The sequence below is a fragment of the Sphaerospermopsis sp. FACHB-1094 genome (assembly GCF_014696195.1).
Lineage (GTDB): Bacteria > Cyanobacteriota > Cyanobacteriia > Cyanobacteriales > Nostocaceae > Sphaerospermopsis > Sphaerospermopsis kisseleviana.
In genome coordinates this window covers 17,708-35,644 of sequence record NZ_JACJPT010000050.1, presented here as the reverse complement: position 1 = coordinate 35,644, position 17,937 = coordinate 17,708, and the positions used below count along the sequence as shown (strand labels likewise).

Below are 17,937 nucleotides of genomic sequence, written 5' to 3'. Positions count from 1 at the left end.
TGTATATAATTGGTAATATTTTTCATCTTTGGTAGAACCACGGTATATTTTCCATTTACCGTTCTACCATTTTTCCGTTATATATTTCGGACAGGTCTAATTAATTTGTTGGTAACTGTGGATTCGGTAATTAACACCAGTGGTTTTCCCAAAAATTCTCCAACTACAGCTAAAATCAAAAATATCAACAGCGATCGCTCAACTCACCAGTCCACTCTGGTAGACATTATTTGTGTAGTAGCGTATACTGTACGGTAAGTGTAGCCATATCATTGCGCCTTATATTCGCCCAAAACTTGATTCAACTATGGAAGTCCTAGAACTCAAACGCGAAATCGAAACGTTGTCTAGCCGCCTGGGTAAAACCCAGGACTATCTTTGACGTACCTGCACTCAAAGCCAAAATTCAAGACCTAGAACAAATATCAGCCCAGCCAGAATTTTGGGACGACCAAAACCAGGCACAACAAACATTACAAGAACTCAACGATCTGAAATCTCACCTGGATCAGTATTATCAATGGCAAGCAAATCTAGAAGATACAAAAGCAGTCGTTGAACTATTAGAACTAGAAACCGACGAAGCACTACTACAAGAAGCAGAAACCACCGTTACTAAATTAAATCGTGACCTTGACCAGTGGGAATTACAACAATTACTATCGGGTCCTTATGACTCTCAAGGTGCGGTTTTAACCATTAACGCCGGTGCAGGTGGCACAGATGCCCAAGACTGGGCATTTATGCTCATGCGGATGTATACCCGTTGGGCAGAAGACCACGGTTACAAGGTAACATTAGCCGAAGAATCAGAAGGCGACGAAGCGGGCATTAAATCAGCTACCCTAGAAATTACAGGTCGTTATGCCTATGGTTACTTACGTTCGGAAACTGGTACTCATCGCCTAGTCAGAATTTCCCCCTTCAACGCCAACGGTAAACGACAAACCAGTTTTGCCGGGGTGGAAGTTATGCCACAAATAGATAACTCTGTAAAATTGGAAATACCAGAGAAAGATTTAGAAATCACCACGTCTCGTTCTGGTGGTAAAGGTGGGCAAAACGTCAACAAAGTGGAAACCGCAGTGCGGATAGTTCACATCCCCACAGGTTTAGCTGTGCGTTGTACAGAAGAACGTTCTCAACTGCAAAACAAAGAAAAAGCCCTAGCCCGTCTCAAAGCGAAATTATTAGTCATTGCCCAAGAACAACGCGCCCAAGAAATCGCCGAAATTCGCGGTGATATGGTAGAAGCTTCCTGGGGCAACCAAATCCGTAACTATGTCTTTCATCCTTACCAAATGGTCAAAGATTTACGTACAAATACGGAAACAACCGCCATTACTGACGTGATGAATGGTGAAATTGATGCTTTCATTCAAGCCTATCTGCGGCAAGAAAATCAATTGGTAGAGGCTTAGGTGATTGGTGACTGGTGACTGGTGACTGGTGACTGGTGACTGGGAGGATGAATAACCCAATGCCCCATGCCCAATGCCCAAATGATGTAAAGTTATATGTAGACAGATGAATCAAAAAATCATGAGCAATACTCCTGCAAACGAACCCAAACCCAGCTACGTCAAACTAGCCATGCGAAACATGGTAAGAAAAGGTGGCACATCCCTCAAACATTTTGGACTAACTGCTGTAGGATTGTTAGCTGTCTTAGTTGGTCTTGCTTACCTCACTCGCTAACAAAGGTGATTGCGTGCTTTCTCAATTTGAACCCCCTAAATTTGAACCCCCCAAACTTGAACCCCCTAAACTTGAACCCCCTAAACTTGAACCCCCTAAACTTGAAATATTTATAGAAAACTGTGATCAAGAGTCTTCCCCAGTTGTAGCGGAAAACATCTGGGAAAGCTGGTTTCAAAAATGGCTGGAAATTCTCACTCCTGAACTTCCACAGGCTTTAAGTTATGAAATCGGGCTGCGTTTGACAAATGATGCCGAAATTCAAGAATTAAACGCCCAATATCGTCAACAAGATAAACCCACAGATGTTTTAGCCTTTGCAGCCTTAGAAAACAACTTCCCCCAAACCGAGGAAATGCTGGCTGCTCAACCTTTGTACTTGGGTGATATTATTGTATCTATAGATACTGCTGCTCGTCAAGCTGAACAACAGGAACATAGTTTGACCACAGAGTTAGCTTGGTTAACTGCTCATGGGTTATTGCATCTTTTAGGCTGGGATCATCCTGATGAGGAAAGTTTGATGGAAATGTTACAAAAACAAATAATTTTACTACATTCGGTAGGTATTATTGTTAACTTAAAATAGCGGATGTAGACAGGATATTGACATTGGGTGGCGATGATTACAAAATTCAAAATTATTGTCACAAATTCTTTAAAATTCCCTCAAACTTTTATTCTACCCTTAAAATTAATCAAGATTACCACCTGATAAGATTTGTATTCTCCAGTATATGTCCCAACAAGTTTCCCCATCAGCAACACCAAAGCGCTTACCAACCCTTGTGTCTAAAGAACGGGAGTTTTCCTGGCAAATAGCCTCTAATTTATTTGTGAGTTTTAAGTATGCTTGGGCTGGAATCAGCTATAGTTTTCACACTCAACGCAATTTTCGGATTCATATAGCTGTTGGCTCTTTTGCGATCGCATTGAGTCTTTTTTTGCACCTAAAACCTGTAGAAATAGCTATCATTGCTATTACTAGCGGTTTGGTGTTGACGTTGGAGTTAGTGAATACAGCGATTGAGTCTTTGGTAGATTTAACAGTTAAGCAAACTTACCATGACTTAGCTAAAATCGCTAAGGATTGCGCTGCTGGGGCTGTACTGGTATCTGCTTTTGTAGCTTTGCTAGTGGCTGCTATACTTTTACTTCCCCCTTTATTAGCTTTAATCATAACTACTATTTAAAGGGGTTCTAACAGTGCAATTTTCGATATGATTGATGTAATTGGATTTTTTACCAATTACCAATTACCAATTACCAATTACCAATTACCAACCTAAATCTAAAATCCAAAATCCAAAATCCAAAATCTAAAATTGTCTTAGGTACAAATTGTGATTATAGTTATTGATAATTACGATAGTTTTACATATAATTTAGTACAATATTTGGGAGAACTAGCCGTAGATTTCCCAGTTGCTGCTGATTTAAAAGTTTTTCGTAATGATAAAATCACTGTAGAGGAAATCAAGGCTTTAAAACCAGATGCAGTGGTAATTTCCCCAGGTCCTGGTCGTCCAGAAGATGCAGGAATTTCCTTAGATGTAATTGCCAACCTGGGTTCTAGTTTACCAATTTTAGGTGTTTGCTTAGGACATCAAAGTATTGGTCAAGTATTTGGTGGTAAAATTGTTTCCGCACCAGAATTGATGCACGGTAAAACTTCCTTAGTATCTCATAAGGGAGTAGGGGTTTTCCAAGGATTAGAAAATCCTATTACAGCTACCAGATATCATAGTTTAGTGATTGACCGTGAGACTTGCCCGGAAGTATTAGAAATCACCGCTTGGGTGGAAGATGGGACAATTATGGGAGTACAGCACCGGAACTATCCTCACATTCAGGGAGTCCAATTTCATCCAGAGAGTGTTTTAACTGCTGCGGGTAAGCAGTTACTCAGAAATTTTCTGGAACAATTACAGGTAAGAGAGTGATTCATGAAACGACGAGAATTATTGGGTTATGCTGGTGCTGGTTTAGCAACTGCTTTAGTTACTAATTTCAGTTCTCACCTGCCAGTTAATGCCCAATCTAGTGGTGTATCAGTTCAGTGGTTGGGTCACACCTGCTTTTTCTTTACTGGTGGGGGTGTAAAAATTCTCGTCAATCCTTTTCGGACAGTTGGTTGTACTGCTGGTTATCGTCCCCCCAAAGTTGTAGCGGATTTGGTAATGATTAGCAGTCAATTGTTAGATGAGGGTGCGGTGGAAGGACTACCGGGAAATCCTAAGCTGATTTATGAACCGGGTGTGTATGAATTTAAAGGTTTGAAGTTTCAAGGAATTTCTATAGATCACGATCGCAAAGGTGGCAGACAATTTGGTAAAAATACTGCTTGGAAATGGACTCAGGGGGGAATTAATATTTTACATTTGGGTGGGGCAGCTGCACCTATTTCTCTTGAACAAAAAATCCTTATGGGTCGTCCTGATGTAGCTTTAGTTCCCGTGGGTGGTAGTGCTAAAGCTTATAATGCCCAAGAAGCAAAACAAGCTGTGGGGGTGTTAAATCCTAAGTTGGTGATTCCTACCCATTATCGCACTCAAGCCGCTGATCCCAATAGTTGTGATATTACACCTGTGGATGATTTTCTGAATTTAATGTCGGGTGTGAATGTGCGCCGGAGTAATGGGGATACGGTGAATATTGCTTCTGGGAATTTAAAAGAAAATACGGAAATTCAGGTTTTGAGTTATAAGTTTTAACTTGGTGAAAACAAGACTGGAAACAAAAAGCGATCGCCTTTCTGTGAGATTAAATCAAAAGTGCGATCGCTAATTTTTAGTTGCAAATAATTCTTAATTCTGAAAATCTTGATATAGCAACAGTCAGGAGTCAGAAGTTCCAGGAGTCGTAGGGGCGAAGCATTCGGAAAACAACCTGGGATAAAAATTGATAATTTATCGCCCGAATGCTTCGCCCGTACAGGAGTGAGGATCAAGTTTTTTCTTCCCAATCACCAGTCACCAATCCCCAGTCCCCAATCACTTATGCTGTATACCATTCTGGAGTTAGCTTATCTGCATCAGCAATAGGTGTTTCAGTAGCGATTGTTCCATCCATAGTCCAGATTTTATCTGCACCTGTTTGTTGATCTCTCCAGTAAACATCAGTCTTACCATCACCGTTAAAGTCACCAAGAGATGCGGTATAACCAGGGGTGTTGCTGGGTAAGAAGGCTTCAGAACTGATGCTAGTACCATCCATTAACCAAGCTGTGTTTTCGCCGGTTGTGGCATTATGCCAGAAGATATCGGTTTTACCATCGGTGTTGAAATCACCAATTTTAGCAGTCCAACCTTCGCCCAGTGATTTAACAACACCTTCGGTAACAAAAATACCGTTCATTGTCCAAATCTTGTTCTCACCGGTTGCAGTGTTGCGCCACAAAATATCTGTCTTTAAGTCGCCGTTGAAATCTCCAAGAGAATAACCCCAAGAGACATCTTGAGATTGTAAATTGTATTTGGTGGCTTCGCTACCATCCATAAACCAAGCTGTGTTTTCGCCGGTGGTAGTATTGCGCCAGAAAATATCGCTTCTACCGTTACCATCAAAGTCAACGATGGTTGCTGTTAAAGCTACATCTGTGGTTTCTAAAACAGTGGCACTAACTACAGTTGTTCCGTCCATTTGCCAAATAGCATTTTGACCGGTGGTGTTGTTACGCCAGAAAATATCGGTTTTGCGATCGCCATTAAAATCGCCAATTTCTGCTTTCCAACCTGGATCAACTCTATCTAATGTCAGGAAACTAGCAACTCTTGTTCCATCCATTAAGACAACTACATTTTCACCAGTTTGTTCATTGCGTAATAAGAAATCTGTCTTATTATCGCTGTTGAAATCAGCAGTTTTATAACTCCAGGTTGATAGGTCATAAGTACCTAAAGAAGCCTGTTCAATAACTGTTGTACCATTCATCAGGCGCACTAAAATTTCACCTGTTTGGACATTCACCCACATTTTATCAGTTTTTCCATCACCATTGAAATCTGGAACAATGGCGGCACTGGTTAAATAAGGATTGGGATTTGGGTTAGCACTTAAAGGTGGTAATGTGGGTAGATTATTTGTAGGTAAATCACTTGGCATTTGGGGCAATAATGAATCTGCTGGTGAAGGTGCAGAACTACCACCACCGGGCAGTGAGATATCAAGAGGGCTTGTCAAATCTTGTGATGTTTGGCGAGATTCTACCGCCCAACTTGTTGTATTTAAATCTAATCCTGATTTACTAGGCATGGTCTGTTTTTATGAGTAATTAATATAAAGTTTTAATTTATGGAAAATAAAGATTCTGTAAATAACAAACATTTACTAAAAAAAATAACGGACAATTGTTATTGTTTATAGATATTTTAGAGATGTTGAAAATGATGAATTATGAAAAATTAAAAGTTATCCATGAGCAATCAAAAAAACTTTTATTTTTTGTTGATCAATGTCAGAATTTAAGCATCAAATCCTGTTTTGTTGACAATACCTTTAGATCCCCGTTGAAGAAGTCGGGGATCTGAGTAATTCAAAATTGGCTAAAATAATTGAGATTAGCAATTACAAACTTTACTGAGTAACTTTGCTAAAGTTAAAAACAACACTATATCTTTGAAGGTAAATCGGCTATGAAATCAGAATATCGGCAACGTCGTGAACAGGTAATGTCGAAAATTGGGCAAGGAACAGCGATTTTTCACAGCGCACCCACAGCAGTCATGCACAACGATGTCGAGTATGTTTACAGACAAGATAGTGATTTTTATTACTTGACTGGTTTTAACGAAGCGCAAGCGGTAGCAGTGTTAGCACCCCATCACGAAGAACATCAGTTTATTTTGTTTGTGCAACCCAAAGATAAAGAAAAGGAAGTTTGGAATGGTTATCGTTGCGGGGTGGATGCTGCAAAGGAAATTTATGGTGCAGATGCAGCTTATCCTATTGCAGAGTTAGATGAGAAATTACCGCAATATTTAGAAAAAGCAGATCGGATATATTATCATATTGGACGGGATGGTAATTTCAACGAAAAAATTATCAAACATTACCAACGTTTACTGCGTACCTATCCCAAACGGGGAATAGGACCCACAGGGATAGAAGATACCAGCACAGTTTTACACAGTTTGAGATTACATAAAAGTAAAACCGAACTAGACTTAATGCGTCAAGCGGCGGATATTGCAGTGGAAGCACACAACCACGCTTTAAATATTACCGCACCGGGAAGATATGAATATGAAATACAAGCAGAAATAGAACATATTTTCCGGTTAAGGGGTGGGATGGGTCCTGCTTATCCTTCCATTGTTGCTGCGGGAAGAAATGCTTGCGTTCTGCACTACATTGAAAATAATTGTCAGATGCAAGAAAACGAATTGTTATTAATTGACGCTGGTTGTGCTTACGGTTATTACAATTCAGATATTACCAGAACATTTCCCGTAGGTGGGAAATTTACAGGAGAACAAAAAGCGTTATATGAAATAGTATTGGCAGCACAAAAACAGGCGATAGAAGAAGTTAAACCAGGTAATGCTTTTGATGCACCTCATAAAAAAGCAGTGCGGATTTTAACAGAAGGTTTAGTAGAATTGGGTTTATTGAAAGGAGAGATTGATAAATTAATAGAAGAGGAAAAATATAAACCATTTTATATGCACAGAACGAGTCATTGGTTAGGGTTAGATGTGCATGATGTGGGAGTTTATCAACATGGAGAAAACCCGCAAATTTTACAAACAGGACAGGTTTTAACCATAGAACCGGGTTTATATATTGTACCTGATACTGAACCAGCAGAAGATCAACCAGCAATTGATCCGCGTTGGGTGGGAATTGGGATTAGAATTGAGGATGATGTGTTGGTTACTGCTACTGGAAATGAGGTTTTAACTGCGGGAGTTGCGAAGGAAATTAAGGATGTAGAGAGATGATATAGATCCCCGACTTCTGATAGAAATTTGGGAATCTGGTTTATATTTTCAAGTAGTGGGTAGGGTTCAAAAAACCCAACCCTGGCTTTTTGGTAAATAACAACCAAATTAAAAATAATTCAACTTAATAAGTTTTTATTAGCTACATATAAATTTTGAATTATTGTGAGCATATCTAACATTAACAGGTTCCAGCAATCAATGGATTTGGGTATTAAATCATTAGTTTGCTGTGGACGCAAATGAACAATCTGATTTCTTAGCCTATACAAATACTTATCTGGGCTATAGTTTTGTTTATCGGCATATTTATAATTTATATTTATTGAGTCAAGTAGTTTTTTAAAAGAATCTTCTAATTTTGGTTCTAATTTGGTAGTTTCATAAAAATCAATATAAAAATCTTGAATAGATTTATTGTTTAATGCCAATTTATCATAAAAATCTTTTAAAAAATAGAGAGGTTGTAATCCTTCTATACACCTATACAAATCCAAATAAGCAAACTTGAAATCTGAGGCTACATAACTTGCTAGGATATTTTCAAAAGGAATATATTTACTCCCATTTTCAAAGGTGTTTTTAAACTCTTGCAATACTTCTGGACTATATGGTAATAAACAATAATTTCTACTTTCGGTTAGGGAAATACCTGTAATTTGATTTAATTCTTCTTTTTGAGTAAATCTACCAATTATTTTATACAAGGAAATATTAGAGAAACAATCTTTTAAACTATAATTACCTACTACTGTATCAAACTGGACTTGTTTAAAACCTCGTGGATTTATTTCCCAATCACTTTCTAAAATTTCTTGTAATATATCAGTATCTCCAATCAGAGGTAATTCTAATTCATCAACAATACCTACCCAAGCACCTGCATTAATATTTTCTTCCTGCAAAAAATAGGGAATATGGGATAAAAATTTATGATTGACTAATACTAAATAATTCTCATTTTCATAATTTATCCAGGAACTATAAAAATTAGGGAATAACCGTATTTTGTTATCAATTTTTAGATATTCTAACCAGTGTTTACAAGTTTCATCACCATCAATAGTATATTTTTCTGGTGTATTAACAACAGCTTGTATTTTTTCTACAACTTTTTTGATTGAGTTTATTATATTTCTTGTCATATTTTTATTTTTAGTACATTTTATGCCAGCAAACAGCAAAAGAATTAATTTCAGGTTCAGAAAATATCACTTTGAACCCATCTAAAAATGCTTGTCTATGTTTTTCTTTCGGGATAGAACGTAAATTTTCTTTGAGAATATCCAATGCAAGAAAGTTATAATTTTGTTCAATACTCTGACAAGCAATTTTATCTTTAATTTTATATAGTTTTAATCTTATATCATGAAAATTACTTTCTATTTGTGAATATTGTTTTTCTAGATTACTTCCTAATAAACCAAATATTTTTTCCGCACAAGCTACTATAAAACCAATTCTTGCAGTTTGATTATCGAAAACATAACGATTTTCAATTTCTTCAAGTAATTGATCAATTTCAGTCATTAATCTAAAGATTTCCTCAAATTTACCAATAGTGTGTGCTGATCTTTCCCGAATCAAAATCATAATATCCAAAGCTGCATGATATTCAGCTAATTGTTGTTTTTTGTCAATTCTAACTTTTCTAGAAGTAAATGCCAAAAATAATTCTACAATTTCTGATTGTTTATATATTTTTTTGGAAATTAGATTTTCTAAATTAGGAATAGTGGCTTTTAAATTTTGTAAAATTGGTTTAAAAACCACCTCCAATTGTTTATCAAGTCCCCAAGGAATTTGACCAGAATTGAGTACCAACATTCTATACAATAAAGCAGATTCATCTGAAGCAAACCAAAACTCAACTCTTAAATTATGAGTAATTTCTTTTTGAAAAATTGCATCTTTTATAGCTTGTATTCTTTGCATTCCATCTAAAATACTAATTTTCTGCTGATCTTGAATTAAATTAAAAAAATTCTTGTCATTTATATCTTCATTACAAATAATTCCTAATACTATAGGAGGTAATATTGCTCCATATTTTAAATCTTCGACCATTTGATTACGAATAATTTTTGCAGACCTGGTTTGCAAAACTTCTCTTTGATCATCAAGGTTTCCTTTTTGTTTGTGAATAGGTTGAATAAATTCTATAAAATCACGAATGCTCACCACTGTAAGCACAGAGTAGCAATTAAGATTTGTATCTTCTTGAATATCAATTATCTTGAACTTGAATTTCATAGATAGATCCATATTGTGTGTTAATCAAATTATATCTCATCAGTTTCTTGATTGATTAAACCTGTATTTTCACCCTTCATTTAAATTCATCATCATTTCGTAAGTTGCTACCTTAAATCCATTAGCTTCAAATAGCTTCTTTGCAAATTCATTTTGTGCAGCAACTTGCAGAATTAATACCTGTGAACCTAACTTTTTTGCTGCATCTATAGAAGTATCTAATAGTAATTTTCCTGCTCCCATTCCCCGCGCTGATTCATCAATGTATATATCATGCAGCCATGCTGCTTCAGGTGCAATATCCACAAAACTGCTTTCTTCTAACCGGATAAAGGAATAACCCACAATTTCATTTTCTACTTCCACAACTAAAACAACTGCTTTTGGGTTGGTAATTTGTTCGGCAAAAAAATCATAAAGCTGTTGTTCATGATTTTCAAATGTGGTAAACCTCAAGGGATTAAAATTTTGATGTTGATAAACTAATTGGATGGCGTACTTTGTCACACCTTGCTGATCAGCTATATTTGCTTGTCTAATTCTAATATTTGGCTTGTTCATACTTTTAAATGGAATATGTTTAAAAAAATAGGGACAGTTGACACTATCCCCATTAATTTCCTAATATTTAAAAATCAAAACCCTTACAGTTGAGGAACAAACTGTTGCTTATCAGGTACTTCAGTGTACTCAGCGACAATTTGCCGGAACTCGTCACCGTCAATGGTTTCTTTTTCAATTAACAGATCAACCAAGCGATCTGTAACACTACGATGTTCACGGATAATTCTCTTAGCGTTTTCATAACATTCTTCGGCGATCGCTCTCACTTGTGCATCAATACGAGAAGCTATAGACTCAGAATACTCGGATCTGGTTGTCCAGTCACGACCTAAGAACACTTCACCTTGTTGACTTTCTAAAGATAAAGGACCTAAATCAGACATCCCAAACCGTGTTACCATTTGTCTGGCCATTCCTGATAACTGTTGCAAGTCTCCACCCGCACCAGTTGTCACTTCCGCAGCACCAAAAATTACTTCCTCTGCTGCACGACCACCCAAAGCACCAGTAATTCTCGCTTTCAGTTGCGAACGGGAAATTAAACCCTGTTCTTCATTGGGCATAAACCAGGTTAAACCCTGTGCTTGTCCTCTGGGAATGAGGGTAACTTTCTGTACAGGATCATGGTCTTTTAATAAAGTACCCACCAAAGCATGGCCAACTTCATGGTAAGCAATTAACCGCTTGCTCTTGCTGTCTACTAAAGGAGTACCTTCCATCCCTGCAACTACCCGATCCACTGCATCATCAATTTCTAACAGGGTAATTGCTTCTTTGCGTCTTCTGGCGGTGAGAATAGCTGCTTCGTTGAGGAGGTTAGCAAGATCCGCACCACTGAAACCAGGGGTACGACGGGCGATCGCTTCTAAGGAAACACTCTTGTCTAATTTCTTGTTCCGTGCATGAACTTCGAGAATTTCCAAACGTCCTTTAATATCGGGAGCGTCAACTGTTACCTGTCTGTCAAAACGACCGGGACGCAATAGCGCAGAGTCGAGAACGTCAGGACGGTTGGTAGCTGCAATAATAATGATGCCGGTATTACCTTCAAAACCATCCATTTCTGTTAACAGTTGGTTTAAGGTTTGCTCCCGTTCATCATTACCACCACCGATACCAGCACCCCGTTGACGACCTACAGCGTCAATTTCATCAATAAAGATGATACAAGGAGCGTTATCTTTCGCTTTTTTGAACAAGTCGCGGACACGGGAAGCACCCACACCCACAAACATTTCTACAAACTCAGAACCTGAGATAGAGAAGAAAGGAACACCCGCTTCACCAGCGATCGCTTTTGCTAATAAGGTTTTACCTGTTCCTGGAGGTCCTACCAACAGCACACCTTTAGGAATTTTCGCACCTACTGCGGTAAATTTCTCCGGTTGTTTCAAGAAAGTAACAACTTCCTGTAATTCTTCCTTAGCTTCTTCAATTCCTGCCACGTCATCAAATTTTACGCCTGTTTTCGCTTCCATTTGGAAACGAGCGCGAGACTTACCAAAATTCATCGCTTGGCCAGGACCACCGGGAAGGTTATTAGAGCGACGGAACAAAAAGAATAAACCAGTAATCAACAACACTGGGAACAAAAGATTACTTAACAAACCCCAGATCGCGCCATCATTGCGGATAGGATGAGCATCAAAGCTAACGTTATGTTCTTTGAGTTTATTGATCAACTCAGGAGCGTTAACGGGTAAGTCTACTCTCCAGCGTTGAATGCGGTTTTCAATATCTTGGTCGTTAGCTTCGATAATTGCAGTTCTGCCGCCATCGTACAAGTCCACACTTGTAACCCGATCAGCGTCCAAGTATTCTAAAAAGCGCCCATAGGTCATGCGGGTATTGGCTGCATTACGGCTGTTATCTGCTGGTTGACCGGCAAAAGTACCTTGCCAAAAGAAAAAGCCTATTACCAAGGCCAGCACAGACCAAAGTGCTACAATTCTCCAAGAAAATTTCATCTGTTAATTTGCCTCTAGTACCAATATGACTACTTTTGTAACGGATGTTTATAAATCCATTTTGTAATTTCAGCCATGACAGCGTAGTTTGCCTATGGCAGATTCGGGAAATTTTTCTAGAATCTTAATTAAATTTAACCTAATTCTCATACTAATACCAATTGAAAATTCCAAATTAAAAGTTAAATCTTCCCAAAAGCTTATCTATCAAGGGTTTGGGGCTGATTTCTTTTTTGCTCTCCCTGATACTCATTTTACGCTAAACCCCACTGCATCATCAAATATATTTAGTTTTATTTATCTGTGTTTATGCGTAATATTTTAAATTATAAAGAGTCAATTATAGTTTATAATATAAAGAATACGAAAACATAGAATATTGAACCACGAAGGAACGAAGAAACGAAGATAAGAGTTTTTAGAGATGTTGTTTGTGATGGGTGATAGTGCGATCGCTGATATTGAAACTAATATTTCAAATATCAGGACTTACGCAAAAGGGAAGGAAAGTAGGGGTAATTCATGAATTACCCCTACGCAAGAATAAGGTTTTCAGTCACATCTTACGTAAGTCCTAAAATATGATAGATTTCTTGTAGAAATTGCGATGAGGTCTTCATATCCCACTATTAACCCATATATTCTCTGTGCTATAAAGTTTTATATAGAATATTGTATTTTAATTGGCTGCCTGTAATCTGGGCAACATTTAGCTAGTCGTGATGTAATTTGCAGTTTGCTAGTAATATCCTCATATATACAAATATTTTTTTTACAAATCCAGGCTAACAACCATGCCCAATCCCTTTTTTCCCGGAAAACCAGTTCCCCCAGAACATTTTGTCGGACGCACATCAGAAATTAACTTTGCCTTTGACCAAATATGTAACCGCAGCCATTTTGCCATTTGGGGTGGTCCGGGGATGGGGAAAACCTCATTTTTAAGAAAACTCGCTTCTGAACAAGCACTAAGAGAACATGGCATAAAGCCATCTGAAGTTGTGGTTGTATTACTCTACTGCCAAGATATTAGGGACTTTACACCTGCTGGTTTTTGGCAAGAAATCTTAAATTTGCTACATGAGCAATTAGATAATGAACCGCAATTACAAGCTGAAATTAAACCCTTACTAGAAAAACCAGCCACAAATCGCATTATCCGCCAAGCATTACGCAAATTAGACCAGAATGGTAAATTTTTATTACTGTTAATAGATGACTTTGATACAGCTCTGGTAACACATAAACAATACACTGAAACAGAAATGGAAACATTTTTGGCAGAATGTCGTAATTTGGCGGTTCATGCAGAAGAAAGTCAATATCTATCTATGATTGTGTCCTCACTTCAACCCCTAAGCGAACTGCAACCGCAACTTAACCCTCATGCTTCTCCTTGGTACAATCACTATTTATTTCAATCCCTGAAACTATTTAATACTAGCGAATTGGTGCAAATCTTGAATATTGTTAGACCTCCAACATTACGGGGGGAAATTATCAATATTACAGGCGGACATCCTACTTTAGTACAAATCGGTGGATTTTTCATATATGGAGAAATGCAGCGACGTAATGATGCTAATGTTGAATCATTTTCTCAGGGATTTGAACGTGATACTAGACATATTTTTGAATTAATTTGGCAAAGATGTAATCCTACAGAACAGCTTTTATTGATGCTGATAGCCTTGCTAGATCTGGATGGTCGTATCCAGGATACAAGATTTAATTTAACAGGCATAGGAAGAATTATGACTCAGCATGAACGTATTTTAAGCAAATTAGAAGATAGAGGTGTAATTACTTCCAGTATTACGGATTCAGGAAAGTTGTATTCCTTTACTTCACCACTAATGAAAAAAAGGGCAATACAGGAAATATTAAATACATCGGAACAATTCTTTGAAGAGAACAAAGTAGTATTTCTGAATCTCATTAGTCATAAACAATTGGCTCAAGTTAAAAATTTCGTAACTTGGTTAACACAGAATCCTGATACAGTCAAAACCGTGTTAGATTGGATTCCGAAACTATTACCATTCTTGCCTTAATAAAATTCTTAATCATCTAAGTTGCTAGTTAGGTAAAGTATTTTCATTAGGATGTCCAAGATTAAAGGATTCACAGAATAACAACGGAAGTTTTCTGAGAATTATCCATTACCAGCCTCAACTAAATAACTAGCAACTTAACTGAATAGGGAAGTTCTCCTAATCTTCTCTATTAACTATATTTGACATAACACATTATTAATCTAATGTGGAGTTGATAAAATCTTTTCAATAGATGATAAAATCAATATACAATTATGACTAATCTACCTAACCTACCTCCTAATCCTTACATCATAGGCCGTCCGATTAGAGAGCCAAAAAATTTTTTTGGGCGGGAATATTTATTTTCTCTGATTGCTGATAGTCTTCCCCAAAATGCAAAATTAATTTTATTGTATGGACAAAGACGCATTGGTAAATCTTCTGTACTTAATTTAATTCCTCAAAAAATTGGTAGTGATGAATTTATTTTCATTAATTTTGATTTTCAAGATAAAGAAAAATTATCCAATAATCAAATTTTATCGGACATTGCCCAGAAAATTTTAGAAAAACTAGAATTACCACAAGATAACAATGATGTTTTAGAACATTTAGCAGAAAATATACAACAAGATTTTCAAACTTTTCATCGTGAGTTTCTACCTCAAGTTTATCTAAATATAGGTAACAAAAAAATAGTTCTTCTTTGGGATGAATTTGATGTTTTAACTGAAAGAGAGAATGAACAAGAAACCGGAAGATTTTTAGAGTATATAATACATCTATTGAACATAGATCAAAGATTATTTATTATTCCCGTTGTAGGGAGACATATCAATAGATTAGAAACCTTAGTTTCTTTTTTTAAGCAAGCAACCTATAAAGAAATTGCTTTGTTGGACAAAGAGAGTACCCAAAGGTTAATTACTAAACCAGCAGAAGGTATTTTAACATATCAACCAGAAACCATAGATACCATCTTTAATATATGCGCCGGAAGTCCCTATTTTACCCAAGTTATTTGCCACACTATTTATGGTCAGGTACGTGATAACTATCGAATAAATCCCAACAATGATTTGTTGACTATCACTCCTCAAAATGTTGAAAATGTTATAAACCAAGCAATCGAAGCAGGAAAAGGTGGTTTAGCTTGGTTCTGGGATGGATTGAATTTGCAACAGCAAATAATTATTGCAGCCGCAGCAGAGGCTCAAGAAATGGCGATCATAAACAATCAATCTGTTATTGAAGAACCACTAACATTATTAACCAATGCCTATAGTATAGTAATAACACAAGATTTAAAAGACGCATACGAACAATTATTTGAGTATGGTTTTTTAGATGAGACAAAACGGCGCGTAAAAATAGAGTTTGTCCGTCTTTGGCTAGTGAAAGAACATCGCTTAAAAGATGAAATTACTAACTTGGATAAAATTAACCAAGAGAATGTTAGTCAGTTATTATCAGTAGCCGATAGGTTACGCCAAAATAATCCTGAAGGTGCATTGTCTATTTATCAACAAGCTTTCAAACTTAATCCTAATAATTTTAGAGGTGTTATTTCCTTAGCTCAAGAATATTTGAACATACAAAATATAGATGAAGCTAGTAATCTATATAAACGAGCCTATCAATTTTATTCTAAACTTAATCATCATCAACAAGAATTAATTGTACAACCTTTACTAACACTAGCTCAACAAAAATCACAAGCTCAGGATTATGAGCAAGCATTAGAAATTTGTACAATGGCTTACGAAATTGATAGTGAACAAAGTAAAGATATTCTAATAGAAGTAAGAGAAGATTATGGACATGAATTAATACTTAACAGACAATGGGTTAAGGCAGAAGAACAGTTTACGCTTGTTTTACAAATTGATGATAACAGGAAATCATCTAAACACAAATTAGCAGAAATTCAAACTCTGAAATCTAGAACGGATCCTAAAGTTGGAGATAAAAATCCTGCATCTGTCAATATTAATACTAATCAAATTTCAACCTGGCTGAACTGGGGTTTAAGATTTGGAGGATTTCTAGGAGGATTAGCTATAATTTTCCTTCTGGGTTTTGGTGGTTATACAGTATTTTTTAGCAAGCCTTGTCCAACAGGGGAAAAAAAAGAATTTGGGTTTTGGTGTGTAGTAGATAATAGTAGAATTAGTCGGGGCGATCGCATTTTCTTCCCTAACATTATCAATAGGTTTCGTGATCAAGGTATTCAAGCCTTCAAAAAGGGTGATTATCAACAAGCTGAGAAGTTATTTAAACAAGCTGTAGAAGCAAATCAAAATGATCCAGAAGTGCTTATTTATTATAATAATTCTCTCGCTCTTCAACAAGGTTCTCCTTTTACTTTCGCGGTAGTTGTACCAATAGACAATACAAGTACCAGTAATGGTGAAGAAATATTACGTGGAGTAGCAGCAGCACAAAATCAATTTAATCAGAATACAGGTTTAAATGGTAGATTGTTAGAAATTGTGATTGCTAATGATGGTAATACTGAATATGCAGAACAAGTAGCTCAACAATTAGCAAAAGATGATTCAATTTTGGGGGTAATTGGACATAATTCTAGTGATGCTACAAAAATCGCACTACCAGTATACGAAAAAGCTGAATTACCTATTATTTCTGCCACTAGCACCAGTGTTTTACTCAATAATCCTGTTTTCTTTAGATCAGTTTATTCAGATGAAAGTGCAGGTCAAAAACTAGGCGAGTATGCTTATAAGCAACTGAAATTAAAAACAGCCGTAATTTTTGCTAATCCTAACAGCCCATATAGTAACAGCATCAGAGAGGTATTTACAAATACGTTTGAAAAATTAGGAGGGAAGGTAGTTCGTAAGCCCCTTATTGATTTAACTGCTACTACCTTTGACCCGGAAAAAGAAGTTGCCAAAAGTGTATATACTGATAAAGCAGAAGCTGCTCTTTTGTTTCCAAGTACAGATAAACCAGCAACTGATGAAGCTATCAATATTGCCAAAGAAATTACCAACAGAAATGCGAGATTAAAAACGCAAGACTTTCCCATAAAAGAAGTAAAAATGTTGGCTGGAGATACCCTTTATAACTATGATCCAACCATAGTGAGAGGTGGAAAAGATGTAGAAGGTTTAATAATTGCAATACCCTGGTTTAGAGGAACATCAGCAGCAGAAGATTTTGCTAAAAAATCAAAAGAACTATGGGGAGGAGATGTTAGTTGGCGTACAGCTACTAGCTATGATGCTACACAAGCATTTATAAAGGCTTTGGCTCTATCACCTAATGCTTCTCGAACTACGATACTGGAAAATTTACAACAAGTGAACCTTCCCGCAAATGAAACATCAGGCTACCCATTTCAGTTCACCGACGACAGAGAGCGCCAGGGAGAATCTATTCTTGTAAAAGTTCAGAACGGTAAATTTGTAGAAATTGAATCAAGATGATTAATTCATTTGGCGGATCTAC

Annotated in this window: 17 protein-coding genes; 10 read left to right on the top strand and 7 right to left on the bottom strand. The window is 36.7% G+C overall.

Features of this window, described 5'->3' with window-relative positions:
* The first annotated feature begins 105 nt into the window (after nucleotides 1–105).
* On the top strand, nucleotides 106–258 hold the full coding sequence (locus H6F47_RS15925) for a hypothetical protein (protein WP_206755150.1): 153 nt from the start codon (nucleotides 106–108) through the stop codon (nucleotides 256–258).
* 49 nt (nucleotides 259–307) lie between these two features.
* Nucleotides 308–1,421, top strand: a protein-coding gene (gene prfB, locus H6F47_RS15920; protein WP_190346175.1) for a peptide chain release factor 2 whose coding sequence is annotated in 2 segments (ribosomal slippage) — nucleotides 308–379 and nucleotides 381–1,421 — 1,113 coding nt in all. Because the reading frame shifts where the segments join, the coding sequence is not laid out codon by codon here.
* On the opposite strand, the gene H6F47_RS15915 is transcribed toward prfB, so the two are convergent.
* Nucleotides 1,375–1,536: a hypothetical protein gene (locus H6F47_RS15915; protein WP_190649988.1), complete on the bottom strand. Its 162-nt coding sequence runs from the start codon at nucleotides 1,534–1,536 to the stop codon at nucleotides 1,375–1,377. The genes prfB and H6F47_RS15915 overlap by 47 nt on opposite strands.
* 6 nt (nucleotides 1,537–1,542) lie before the next feature.
* Here H6F47_RS15915 and H6F47_RS15910 point away from each other — a divergent pair, with 6 nt between their 5' ends.
* The 5 genes from H6F47_RS15910 to H6F47_RS15890 all read left to right on the top strand — a co-directional run bounded on the left by H6F47_RS15910 (nucleotide 1,543) and on the right by H6F47_RS15890 (nucleotide 4,412).
* Nucleotides 1,543–1,698, top strand: coding sequence for a DUF3285 domain-containing protein (locus H6F47_RS15910; RefSeq protein ID WP_096572817.1), 156 nt, complete (start codon nucleotides 1,543–1,545; stop codon nucleotides 1,696–1,698).
* Between the two features lie 106 nt (nucleotides 1,699–1,804).
* The gene (gene ybeY / locus H6F47_RS15905) at nucleotides 1,805–2,287 is read left to right on the top strand and encodes an rRNA maturation RNase YbeY (RefSeq protein ID WP_347239091.1); all 483 of its coding nucleotides are present in this window, start codon (nucleotides 1,805–1,807) and stop codon (nucleotides 2,285–2,287) included.
* A 148-nt stretch (nucleotides 2,288–2,435) separates the two neighbouring features.
* A complete protein-coding gene (locus H6F47_RS15900) occupies nucleotides 2,436–2,891 on the top strand; it encodes a diacylglycerol kinase family protein (protein ID WP_190346174.1) in 456 nt (151 codons plus the stop codon).
* A 150-nt stretch (nucleotides 2,892–3,041) separates the two neighbouring features.
* Entirely contained in the window at nucleotides 3,042–3,641 is a 600-nt protein-coding gene (locus H6F47_RS15895) for an aminodeoxychorismate/anthranilate synthase component II (protein ID WP_137668606.1), read from the top strand.
* Nucleotides 3,642–3,644: 3 nt separating this feature from the next.
* A complete protein-coding gene (locus tag H6F47_RS15890) occupies nucleotides 3,645–4,412 on the top strand; it encodes an MBL fold metallo-hydrolase (RefSeq protein WP_190649968.1) in 768 nt (255 codons plus the stop codon).
* Here the strand turns inward: H6F47_RS15890 and H6F47_RS15885 are convergent.
* Together H6F47_RS15885 and H6F47_RS15880 are read right to left on the bottom strand one after the other, a co-directional pair.
* Nucleotides 4,409–4,663 (bottom strand): hypothetical protein, encoded by a 255-nt coding sequence (locus H6F47_RS15885; RefSeq protein WP_190649966.1) that lies wholly within the window; start codon nucleotides 4,661–4,663, stop codon nucleotides 4,409–4,411. The two genes, H6F47_RS15890 and H6F47_RS15885, sit on opposite strands and share 4 nt — an antisense overlap.
* Before the next feature lie 32 nt (nucleotides 4,664–4,695).
* Nucleotides 4,696–5,952, bottom strand: a complete 1,257-nt coding sequence (locus H6F47_RS15880; RefSeq protein ID WP_096571599.1) for a VCBS repeat-containing protein — start codon at nucleotides 5,950–5,952, stop codon at nucleotides 4,696–4,698.
* A gap of 380 nt (nucleotides 5,953–6,332) precedes the next feature.
* On the opposite strand from H6F47_RS15880, the gene H6F47_RS15875 reads away from it, so the two are divergent.
* Nucleotides 6,333–7,640 (top strand): aminopeptidase P N-terminal domain-containing protein, encoded by a 1,308-nt coding sequence (locus tag H6F47_RS15875; protein ID WP_190649964.1) that lies wholly within the window; start codon nucleotides 6,333–6,335, stop codon nucleotides 7,638–7,640.
* A 119-nt stretch (nucleotides 7,641–7,759) separates the two neighbouring features.
* On the opposite strand, the gene H6F47_RS15870 is transcribed toward H6F47_RS15875, so the two are convergent.
* The 4 genes from H6F47_RS15870 to ftsH2 form a co-directional block, all read right to left on the bottom strand.
* Nucleotides 7,760–8,785, bottom strand: a complete 1,026-nt coding sequence (locus tag H6F47_RS15870) for a hypothetical protein (RefSeq protein WP_242027409.1) — start codon at nucleotides 8,783–8,785, stop codon at nucleotides 7,760–7,762.
* A gap of 10 nt (nucleotides 8,786–8,795) precedes the next feature.
* On the bottom strand, nucleotides 8,796–9,893 hold the full coding sequence (locus tag H6F47_RS15865; protein WP_190649962.1) for a hypothetical protein: 1,098 nt from the start codon (nucleotides 9,891–9,893) through the stop codon (nucleotides 8,796–8,798).
* A gap of 69 nt (nucleotides 9,894–9,962) precedes the next feature.
* Entirely contained in the window at nucleotides 9,963–10,454 is a 492-nt protein-coding gene (locus tag H6F47_RS15860; RefSeq protein ID WP_190649960.1) for a GNAT family N-acetyltransferase, read from the bottom strand.
* An 83-nt stretch (nucleotides 10,455–10,537) separates the two neighbouring features.
* A complete protein-coding gene (gene ftsH2 / locus H6F47_RS15855) occupies nucleotides 10,538–12,424 on the bottom strand; it encodes an ATP-dependent zinc metalloprotease FtsH2 (RefSeq protein ID WP_190346168.1) in 1,887 nt (628 codons plus the stop codon).
* Nucleotides 12,425–13,218: 794 nt separating this feature from the next.
* Here ftsH2 and H6F47_RS15850 point away from each other — a divergent pair.
* Both H6F47_RS15850 and H6F47_RS15845 read left to right on the top strand, forming a co-directional pair.
* A complete protein-coding gene (locus H6F47_RS15850) occupies nucleotides 13,219–14,478 on the top strand; it encodes an ATP-binding protein (RefSeq protein WP_190649958.1) in 1,260 nt (419 codons plus the stop codon).
* Between the two features lie 257 nt (nucleotides 14,479–14,735).
* On the top strand, nucleotides 14,736–17,915 hold the full coding sequence (locus H6F47_RS15845; protein WP_190649956.1) for an ABC transporter substrate-binding protein: 3,180 nt from the start codon (nucleotides 14,736–14,738) through the stop codon (nucleotides 17,913–17,915).
* Nucleotides 17,916–17,937 lie beyond the last annotated feature (22 nt).